The following is an 8,025-nucleotide window of genomic DNA, read 5'->3' as shown; positions in this document are numbered from 1 at the left end:
TGGCCTCGGACGGCTTCGGGGGCAAGGTCCTGATGGAGCGGCTCTCCGCGGCGCTGACCGCGCGGGGGATCACCGTGCACACGGACACGCGCGCGCAGGAATTACTGGTCGCGGGGGGCCGGGTGCTCGGTGTGCGCGCTCGGCACGCCGAGGAGCGCGTGGAATACCGGGCAAGGAGCGGGGTGATTCTCACGACCGGGGGCTTCGCGGACAACGCGCCGATGCTTCGGCAACACGCCCCCCGGCTGATCGACTGCGGCGTGAACTCCGACGGCGGCGATGACGGCAGCGGCATCCTCATGGCTCAGCGGATCGGCGCGGCCGTCCGGAACATGGCGTCGGGGCAGGTCGGCATCGCTGCCGTGCCTCAGCTGATGGTGCGGGGCATGGTGGTGGACCGACTGGGGCGGCGGTTCATCAACGAGGACGTGTATCCCGGGCTCATCGGCATCAGGGCGCTGATGCAGCACAATTTGCGCGTGTGGATCATCCTCGATCAGGAGGCGTTCGAGGAGGTGTCCGAGCTGGACCGTTGGGGGACCGAGCCCGCCTTCGTGACGGAGACGGTCGCCGAGCTGGAAACCGAACTCGGGATGCCGGAGGGGGCCTTGCAGCACCAGGTGGCGGACTACAACCGCTGGGCGGAGCAGGGCACCGACCCCTATTTCCACAAGGCCGCGCGCTGGCTGCGACCGCTTCGCTCCCCCTTTGCCGCCGTGGACGTGAGCCAGGGGATCGCGCCGCCGGAGTACGGGAAGCGCCGCGGAGGGGTCTCCGCGGAGATCTTCACGCTGGGCGGGCTGAACGCCCGGGTGGACGGGGCGGTGCTCGACCTCGCGGGGGAGCCGATCCCGGGGCTGTTCGCGGCCGGCCGGGCGGTGTCGAGCATGCACGGCGGCGGCTATATCAGCGGGACCTCGCTCGGCGATGGGACGTTCTTCGGGCGACGGGCGGGGGCCGCAGCCGCAGGCTGAGCGCACGAGGCGTCCCCGGCACGGCCGTGCCGGGGACGGGGGCCGCGTTAGTCGTTGACGATAATGATGTCGTCGAGGCCCAGGCGCTCGCGGGGGGCGACCTCGCGCTCCTGGAGGGGCTCCGGGAGCTGTTCCGGGGAGCCGATCGTGCCGAGGGCGGTCACCGAGACGGGCACCTGGCGCTCCTCCAGGCCGAAGGCCGCGCTGATGGCGTCGCGGTCGAAGCCGCCCATCTGGTGGGTGTGCAGGCCCTCGCTCCGTGCCTGCAGGACGAGGTTTGCGACGGCCTGGCCGAGGTCGTACTGGGCCCAGGGCTGGGGGTTGCCGTCCGTGTCGGTGACCTCGGCGACGTTGACGATGAGCGCGGAGGCGCTGCCCGCCCACATCTGATTGAAGCCCGCGAGGGCAGCGGTCAGCTTCTGGAAGCTGTCGGAGCCGCGGCGGGCGATGATGAAGCGCCAGGGCTGGGAGTTGTTCGCGCTGGCGGCCCAGCGGGCGGCCTCGACCACGCCGGTGAGCGCCCCGGCGGGCAGGGCGGTTTCGGTGTCGAAGGCTCGCGGGCTCCACCGGGTCTTGACGGGCTCGATGACGGGGGCGCTGGTAACGGCGTGACGCTCGGACACGGGGGAACTCCTCAGGGTGATGACAACAGCTGGTGTGGGTACGAAGGGGAAAACGCGCCGGAGGCGAAATCCATTCCGTGAAGTTTCAACTATATCGACTTTCCCGGCTGGATTCTCGGAGCCGTCGCGCGCCTCCGGGGTGAGCGGACGGCGTCGGGGAGCGCTTCGGGCTCGACCAGGCCGCGCAGGCCCGCGATCATGACGCTCAGGCCGAACTCGAAGACCTCGTTGGTCAGGGTGCGCCCCTCGTCGTTCGCGAAGGCGCGCGCGAGTCGCTCCACGCGGTCCAGTTCCGGCGCGAGCTCCGCGTTTTTCCCGGGGCTCAGGTTTGATTCGGGGGCCAGGGCGTCGAGCGCGGAGCCGATGATGAAGGACTCAAGCGCGATGAGCGCCGGGACGATCCGGTGCTCGGGGACGCGTCCGCGCCGCATGCTCGCGGCGATGCGCTCGTAGTTCGCGATCGAGTCGGGCTCCTCGTCGACCGGCAGCGTGGCGAGCGCCGCGATGGTGCCGGGGTGGCCGCCCAGGCACTCGATGTAGCTCCGGGCCCAGGGCAGGATCGCCTCGTGCCAGGGAATCTCGTCGAAGGCGGAGGAGTCCACGCGGTGGGCGAGCTGCCCGCGCATCGCGGAGATGAGCTCCGCCTTGTTGCGGAAGTAGTTGTAGATCGCGGGGGCCTGCACGCCGAGCTTCTTCGCGAGGGCGGCGAGGGTGAAGTCCGTGTCGGCGGCTCCCGCGTCGTCCGCGAGGGCAAAGGCCTCGTCGAGGATGAGCTGGCGGGAGAGCAGGCCGACGGCGGGGCGCCCCGCGCGGCGCTGGCCAGCGTCCTGCTGGTCCGGGGGAGTTCGGGTCATGGGGGATCTCCTTCCGAGGTAACTGTAGGGCATGCGGGCGGGGCGGTTTTCCGGGCGAAGCTCGGGCGCACGGCGATCCTCCGCGGGCGCGACCCTGTCGGAATCGGAGAATTATGCCCCACGCGTTGCAAAAGATATTTAATCAACGTAAATTACAGGCTGGGCTGCCCACTCGGGAGCCGATCCCGAGGAGGAGGACCCGTGTCCGCGCAGACCGCAGACGTCATTATTTCCGGTGGCCGCGTGCTCACGATGGACGATTCCCCGCGTCAGGACGGCCCGCGCTCGATCGCGATCGCCGGGGGACGCATCCTCGCCGTCGGCGAGGCCGACGCGGTGCTCGCCGCGCACCTGGGGCCCAACACCGAACTGCACGACGCCGCCGGGCAGACCGTCACCCCGGGCCTCATTGATGCGCACCTGCACCCGATCCAGGGCGTCGAGATCGTTCGCGGCGTCGACCTGGGCGGCGTGAACACCCTCGACGGGCTCCTGTCGCGCCTGCGCGCCGAGGCCGCCCGCGTGCGGGCCGGGCAGGGGGACGGCTGGGTCCGCGCCTGGAACCTCGACTACGCGGCCTTCCAGGGCCGCCCCTACGCCGCCGCGACGATCGACGCGGCCGTTGCCGGGCTCCCCGCGCTCATCCTCTTCTTCGATGTCCACACCGCCGTCGCCAGCTCCGAAGCGCTCCGAATCGCGGGCATCGACGGGGCCCGTTCCTTCGCCGACACCTCCGAGATCGTGGTGGACGCCGCGGGCCGCCCGACCGGCGAGCTGCGCGAGGAGAGCGCTTTCAACCTCGTGCTCCACGCCCAGCCGCAGCCGAGCCAGGAGGAGGTTGCGCGCGAGGCGCGCGCAATCCTGCTGCGGCTGCGCCGGTCCGGGGTGACCGGCGGGGTCATCATGGACGGCAGCCCCGACTCCCTCGACCTGCTCGACGCGATCGACGCCGGGCCCGGCGGGCTGCCCGTTCGCCTGCAGAGCGCGATGATTCACAACCCCGGCACGACCGAGGCCGAGCACGAGGCGATCCTCGCCCAGCGCGATCGCGCGGGCCAGCGGTGGCGCGGCGGCCTCATCAAGCTGTTCATCGACGGTGTGATCGACAACGGCACGGGCTGGCTCTACGAGCCCGACACCGCGGGCGAGGGGCTCACGAGCTTCTGGGGCGACGTCGACGCGTTCCGCGAGACCGTGCGCCGGTACACCGCGGCCGGCTTCCAGATCGCCACGCACGCGATCGGCGACCGCGCGATCGGCGAGACGATCACCGCCTATCTCGCCTCCGGCGTCGCCGCCGCGGGGCGGCCCCCGCACCGCATCGAGCACGTGGAGTGCCTCGCCGACCCGGATCTCGCCCGGATGGCCGAGCACGGCATCACCGCCTCCCTCCAGATGCTGCACATGCAGTGGCGGCTGCCCGAGGGCGCGGATGCCTGGGCGACCCGGCTGGGTCCCGAGCGTGCGGCGAAGGCCTGGCCCGCGGGTTCCATCGTCGGCGCGCGGGTGCCGCTCGCGCTCGGCTCCGACTGGCCCGTCGCCGACCTCGATGCCCGCCTCGGGCTCGCCTGGGCCGTGCTGCGCCGCACGCCCGGCGACCCGGACGCCCCCGTTTTCGAGCCCCACGAACGGCTCACCCCCGAGCAGGCCCTCATGGGATACACCCGTGCGGCCGCCCTCGCGCAGGGCGACGACGACCTCGGTCTCATCGCCCCCGGAGCCCGCGCCGATCTGGCGATCTGGGCCAGCGACCCGAGCCGCGCCACCGGCGACGAGCTCATCTCCATCCCCGTCACCGCCACCTACCTCGATGGTGAGCGACTGGAGAACACCCCCCACCGGCTCAAGGAAGAAGCCTCATGATCGAATTCGGCGCGTTTGCGCTCCTCCCCATCCTCGCCGTCCTCGTGACGGCCGTCCTGACGAGACGCACCCTGCTCGCCCTGTTCATCGGCACGCTCGTCGGCGCCGTGATGATGGGCGGCTGGGACATCATCGGGAGCTGGGTGGGCACCTTTGGTGCCTCGATGGCGAACGAGACCCTGCAGTGGCTCGTCCTCATCGTCGCGCTGTTTGGCATCCTGATCGCCCTGTTCAACGCCTCGGGGGCCGTCAGCGACTTCGCCGCCTGGACCGAGCGCTTCGTCACGAGTCGCCGTCGCTCCCTCGTGCTGACCTGGCTGCTCACGATCGTGCTGTTCATCGACGACTACCTGAACGCGCTGACGGTCGGCACGTCGATGAAGGCGGTCACGGACCGCTACCGGGTGCCGCGCACCCAGCTCGGGACGATCATCAAGATGACGAGCGCCCCGATCGCCGTCATCATCCCGTTCTCGACCTGGGCCGTCTTCTTTGGCGCCCTCCTCGAGGCCGAGGGGGTCACGGTCAACGGCTCCGGGTTCGGCGCCTACGTCGCGGGCATCCCCTATGTCTTCTTCGGCTGGATCGCCCTCGCGATGGGCCTGCTCATGGCCCTCGGCCTCCTGCCGCTCGTGGGCACGCTGAAGCGCGACCGGATCCGCGCCGAGGAAACCGGCGACACCCTGCCCCGCAACACCACCGACGAGGAGCGCGCCTTCGAGCTCGCCCCGGCCCGCGTCGACACGGGCCGCCGCCCCCTGCCCTTTAACTTCCTCGTGCCGATCGTCACGCTCATCGCGGTGACGATCCTCACCGAGGTGGACATCGTCAAGGGCACCGCCGCGGCGCTCGTCGTCGCGATCGTGATGACCGTCGCCCAACGCCTGGTCACGCTCAAGCAGCTCCTCGACGTGGCCTTCGAGGGCATCTCCAGCATGGCCTTCGTGATGGTGCTGTCCGTGCTCGCCTTCATGGTCCAGCACATCAACACCGAGCTGAAGCTTGCCGACTGGGTCATCGACACCACGACACCGCTCATGACCGGCGCGCTGCTTCCGGCGGTCGTGTTCCTCGTCTGCGGCGTCTACGCGTACGCGACCGGGTCCTTCTGGGACCTGGCCGCCGTGATCACCCCGATCGTGATTCCGCTGGCCATTGCGATGGGCGTGGACCCCATCCTCGCTGGGGCCGCCGTGTTCTCCGGAGCTGCCTTCGGTTCGACCACCTGCCTCTACGGAGATGGCCTGATCCTGGCATCAAAATCGGTTGGTGTGAAGCCGGTCAATTTGATGACGGCGATTCTGCCCTACGCGGGGGTGGCCGGTGCCCTGAGCCTGATTTTGTACGTTATCATGGGATACGTCATGCAGTAGCGCGGGGGGCGCCAGGGCTGGCTTTTCTCCCCCATACTGCGGCACGCGTCTCGTGCGCCGCTCGACGGAGCTTCGGCCCGTCCTTCGTTCCGCTGCCCGTACCGTGTCGTCATCCCCCCATCCCCCTCGATGCGGTGCGGGCAGTGTTCTCTTCGGCCGGTGGTCGCCTCGTGCGGTCACCGGCCGTTCTCGTCGCTGCGCCCGTGCCGGGCGCTGCCCGGGGTCAGGCGGGCGCGGGCAGCTGATCCCGGGCGGCGGCCGCGATGATCTCGCTCAACCGGCCAAGGATCGGCGAGTCCAGGTCCCAGCGCTGCCAGTACACGGGCAGCTCGATCGGCCGCCCGCCCGGCAACGGCACCAGGGTCCCCGCGGCGAGGGCCGCGGTCGCCTGCGCCTCCGGGACCATCCCCCAGCCCAGGCCGAGCTCCGCCGCCCGGACAAAGCCGGTCGAGGAGGGCACGGTGTGCCGCGGCGGGGAGACCGGCACGCGGGTCGCCGCGCGCAGAAAGCGGCTCTGGTACGTATCCGCGCGGTCGTAGTCCAGCAGCGGGGCCGCGCCCAGGGCGCGCGCGTCGAGGCCCGTGGGAAACCAGCGCGCCACGAAGGCGGGGCTCGCGAGCGCGCGATAGCGCTCCGCGCCCAGCCGACTCACCGTGCAGCCGGGCACCGCCTCGGCCACCGAGGTCAGCGCGGCCATGACGGAGCCGTCCCGGAGCAGGCTCGTGGTCTCGGCCTCGTCGGCCCGGCGCAGATCGAGGGAGATCCCGAGCTCCTCCGCGGCCCGGGCCAGCGGCGGCATGAGCCAGGTCGCGAGCGCGTCCGCGTTCACCGCGAGGGGCACCACGGTGCGCGCACCCCCGTCGATGCCGAGCTCCCGGCCCGCGTCGTTGGCGAGCCGTCCGAGTTGCCGGGCCACCCGGAGCACGGTCGCCCCCGCCGGGGTGACCGCGATGGGCTTCTTCCGGGTAAGCAGCACCAGGCCGACGCGCTGCTCCATCGCCCGCACGCGCTGGCTGACGGCGGACGGAGACACGTGCAGCCGGCGCGCGGCCCCCTCGAAGCTGCCCTCGTCCACGATGGCGGCGAAGGTGCTGAGGTACTCGACGGGCAGGTCCATTCGGTCAGGCTATGCCATCGGGTCAACAAATGAAGAAATTCTTCACCGGCTTCAGAATGTTGAGGGTGACTTCATTCGCCGAAGCGCCCCATCACCCTCTAGCGTCGGAGGGTGATCATTTCCCTCCTCGTCGGCTTCGGCAGCAGCATCTCCCTCATCGCGGCCATTGGCGCGCAGAACGCCTTTGTGCTGCGGCAGGGCATCCGCGGGGAGCACGTGCTCCCGCTGGTGCTGCTCAGCGCGCTGACCGACGCGGCGCTCATCCTGCTCGGCGTCGTCGGGCTCGGGGTACTCATCGAGCGGGCCCCGCTCGCGCTCGACATCGTGCGCTGGGCCGGGATCGTCTTCCTCGTCGGCTACGGGCTCATGGCGCTCTGGCGCTCCCGGACGCCGCAGGCCCTCGACGCCGCGGGGGAGGGCGGCGGCCGATCGCTGGCGGCCGTGCTCGGGGCCTGGGCCGCGATCACCTTCCTCAACCCGCACGTGTACCTCGACACGGTGCTCCTGCTCGGGTCCATCGGCACAGCGCAGGGCGAGCCCGGCAAGTGGTGGTTCGCCGCGGGGGCCGCGCTCGCGAGCCTCGTCTGGTTCACCGCGCTCGGCTTCGGGGCGCGGTACCTCCGGCGCTTCTTCGCGAGCCCACGCTCCTGGCAGTTCCTCGACCTCGGCGTGGCCGTGATTATGTTCGCGCTCGCCGCCCGGCTCGCGTTCACGGGGTAGGCGCGGCCGCCCGGAGCATGGGCAGGTGCGGGATGCCATCCTCCAGGAACTCGGGCCCCGTCACGGCGAAGCCAAAGCCCTCGTACCAGGCCCGCAGGTAACTCTGCGCCTCGATGACAACGGGCAGGCCCGCGCAGCGGTCGAGGGCATCGCTGAGCAACGCCGCCATGAGCCCCTGGCCGCGGTGCTCCACGGCGGTGGCGACTCGGCCGATCCGCCGCGTCTCGGCCCCCGAGCCGTCGCGCTCGCTCAGGAGACGGAGCGTGGCGAGGACGGGTCCTGGCCCGCCCTCGCCTGCCGCGGGGCCCGGCAGCCACAGGTGCAGCGAGCCGGGTTCCCCGTCCCGCTCGTCCAAATCCGGGTAGGGGCAGTCCTGCTCGACCACGAAGACGTCCTGGCGAAGCTTCGCGATGCCGTGCCAGGTGCGGGCGTCGAGGTCGTCGAGGGTCGCGGCACGGATTCGGGGGGCGGGGGAGGGCGCGATCATGCTTCGACGCTACA

At 71.1% G+C, this 8,025-nt stretch carries 8 protein-coding genes; 4 read left to right on the top strand and 4 right to left on the bottom strand.

Annotation, left to right across the window (positions count from 1 at the left end):
• On the top strand, positions 1 to 974 hold a 974-nt coding region (locus tag OOT08_RS09095; RefSeq protein WP_325092330.1), incomplete at its 5' end, for an FAD-binding protein.
• A 47-nt stretch (positions 975 to 1,021) separates the two neighbouring features.
• Here OOT08_RS09095 and OOT08_RS09090 read toward each other — a convergent pair.
• A complete protein-coding gene (locus OOT08_RS09090; RefSeq protein WP_325092329.1) occupies positions 1,022 to 1,597 on the bottom strand; it encodes a nitroreductase family protein in 576 nt (191 codons plus the stop codon).
• An 89-nt stretch (positions 1,598 to 1,686) separates the two neighbouring features.
• On the bottom strand, positions 1,687 to 2,451 hold the full coding sequence (locus OOT08_RS09085) for a TetR/AcrR family transcriptional regulator (RefSeq protein WP_325092328.1): 765 nt from the start codon (positions 2,449 to 2,451) through the stop codon (positions 1,687 to 1,689).
• Between the two features lie 201 nt (positions 2,452 to 2,652).
• Here OOT08_RS09085 and OOT08_RS09080 point away from each other — a divergent pair, with 201 nt between their 5' ends.
• Positions 2,653 to 4,314, top strand: coding sequence for an amidohydrolase (locus OOT08_RS09080; protein ID WP_325092326.1), 1,662 nt, complete (start codon positions 2,653 to 2,655; stop codon positions 4,312 to 4,314).
• Positions 4,311 to 5,687 carry a Na+/H+ antiporter NhaC family protein gene (locus OOT08_RS09075; protein WP_325092324.1) on the top strand — a complete coding sequence of 459 codons (1,377 nt, stop codon included), beginning with the start codon at positions 4,311 to 4,313 and terminating at the stop codon, positions 5,685 to 5,687. The genes OOT08_RS09080 and OOT08_RS09075 overlap by 4 nt, the downstream gene beginning before the upstream one ends.
• A gap of 223 nt (positions 5,688 to 5,910) precedes the next feature.
• Here the strand turns inward: OOT08_RS09075 and OOT08_RS09070 are convergent, their stop codons facing one another.
• Positions 5,911 to 6,804, bottom strand: a complete 894-nt coding sequence (locus OOT08_RS09070; protein ID WP_325092323.1) for a LysR family transcriptional regulator ArgP — start codon at positions 6,802 to 6,804, stop codon at positions 5,911 to 5,913.
• A gap of 111 nt (positions 6,805 to 6,915) precedes the next feature.
• Between OOT08_RS09070 and OOT08_RS09065 the strand changes: the two genes are divergently transcribed.
• A complete protein-coding gene (locus OOT08_RS09065; protein ID WP_325092322.1) occupies positions 6,916 to 7,524 on the top strand; it encodes a LysE/ArgO family amino acid transporter in 609 nt (202 codons plus the stop codon).
• On the opposite strand, the gene OOT08_RS09060 is transcribed toward OOT08_RS09065, so the two are convergent.
• On the bottom strand, positions 7,514 to 8,011 hold the full coding sequence (locus OOT08_RS09060) for a GNAT family N-acetyltransferase (protein WP_325092321.1): 498 nt from the start codon (positions 8,009 to 8,011) through the stop codon (positions 7,514 to 7,516). The genes OOT08_RS09065 and OOT08_RS09060 overlap by 11 nt on opposite strands.
• Between the last annotated feature and the right edge of the window lie 14 nt (positions 8,012 to 8,025).

It is taken from the genome of Leucobacter sp. M11, assembly GCF_035726885.1.
In the GTDB taxonomy this organism is placed as follows: Bacteria; Actinomycetota; Actinomycetes; order Actinomycetales; family Microbacteriaceae; genus JAPFRB01.
The sequence above is the reverse complement of the archived record's forward strand: the minus strand, read 5'-3'. Positions and strand labels throughout refer to the sequence as shown.

What these genes read in the sequence shown, in the direction of transcription:
- OOT08_RS09085 (WP_325092328.1), bottom strand. Translation starts at nt 2,451, where the DNA reads ATGACCCGAACTCCCCCGGACCAGCAGGACGCTGGCCAGCGCCGCGCG.
- OOT08_RS09075 (WP_325092324.1), top strand. Translation starts at nt 4,311, where the DNA reads ATGATCGAATTCGGCGCGTTTGCGCTCCTCCCCATCCTCGCCGTCCTC.
- OOT08_RS09070 (WP_325092323.1), bottom strand. Translation starts at nt 6,804, where the DNA reads ATGGACCTGCCCGTCGAGTACCTCAGCACCTTCGCCGCCATCGTGGAC.
- OOT08_RS09060 (WP_325092321.1), bottom strand. Translation starts at nt 8,011, where the DNA reads ATGATCGCGCCCTCCCCCGCCCCCCGAATCCGTGCCGCGACCCTCGAC.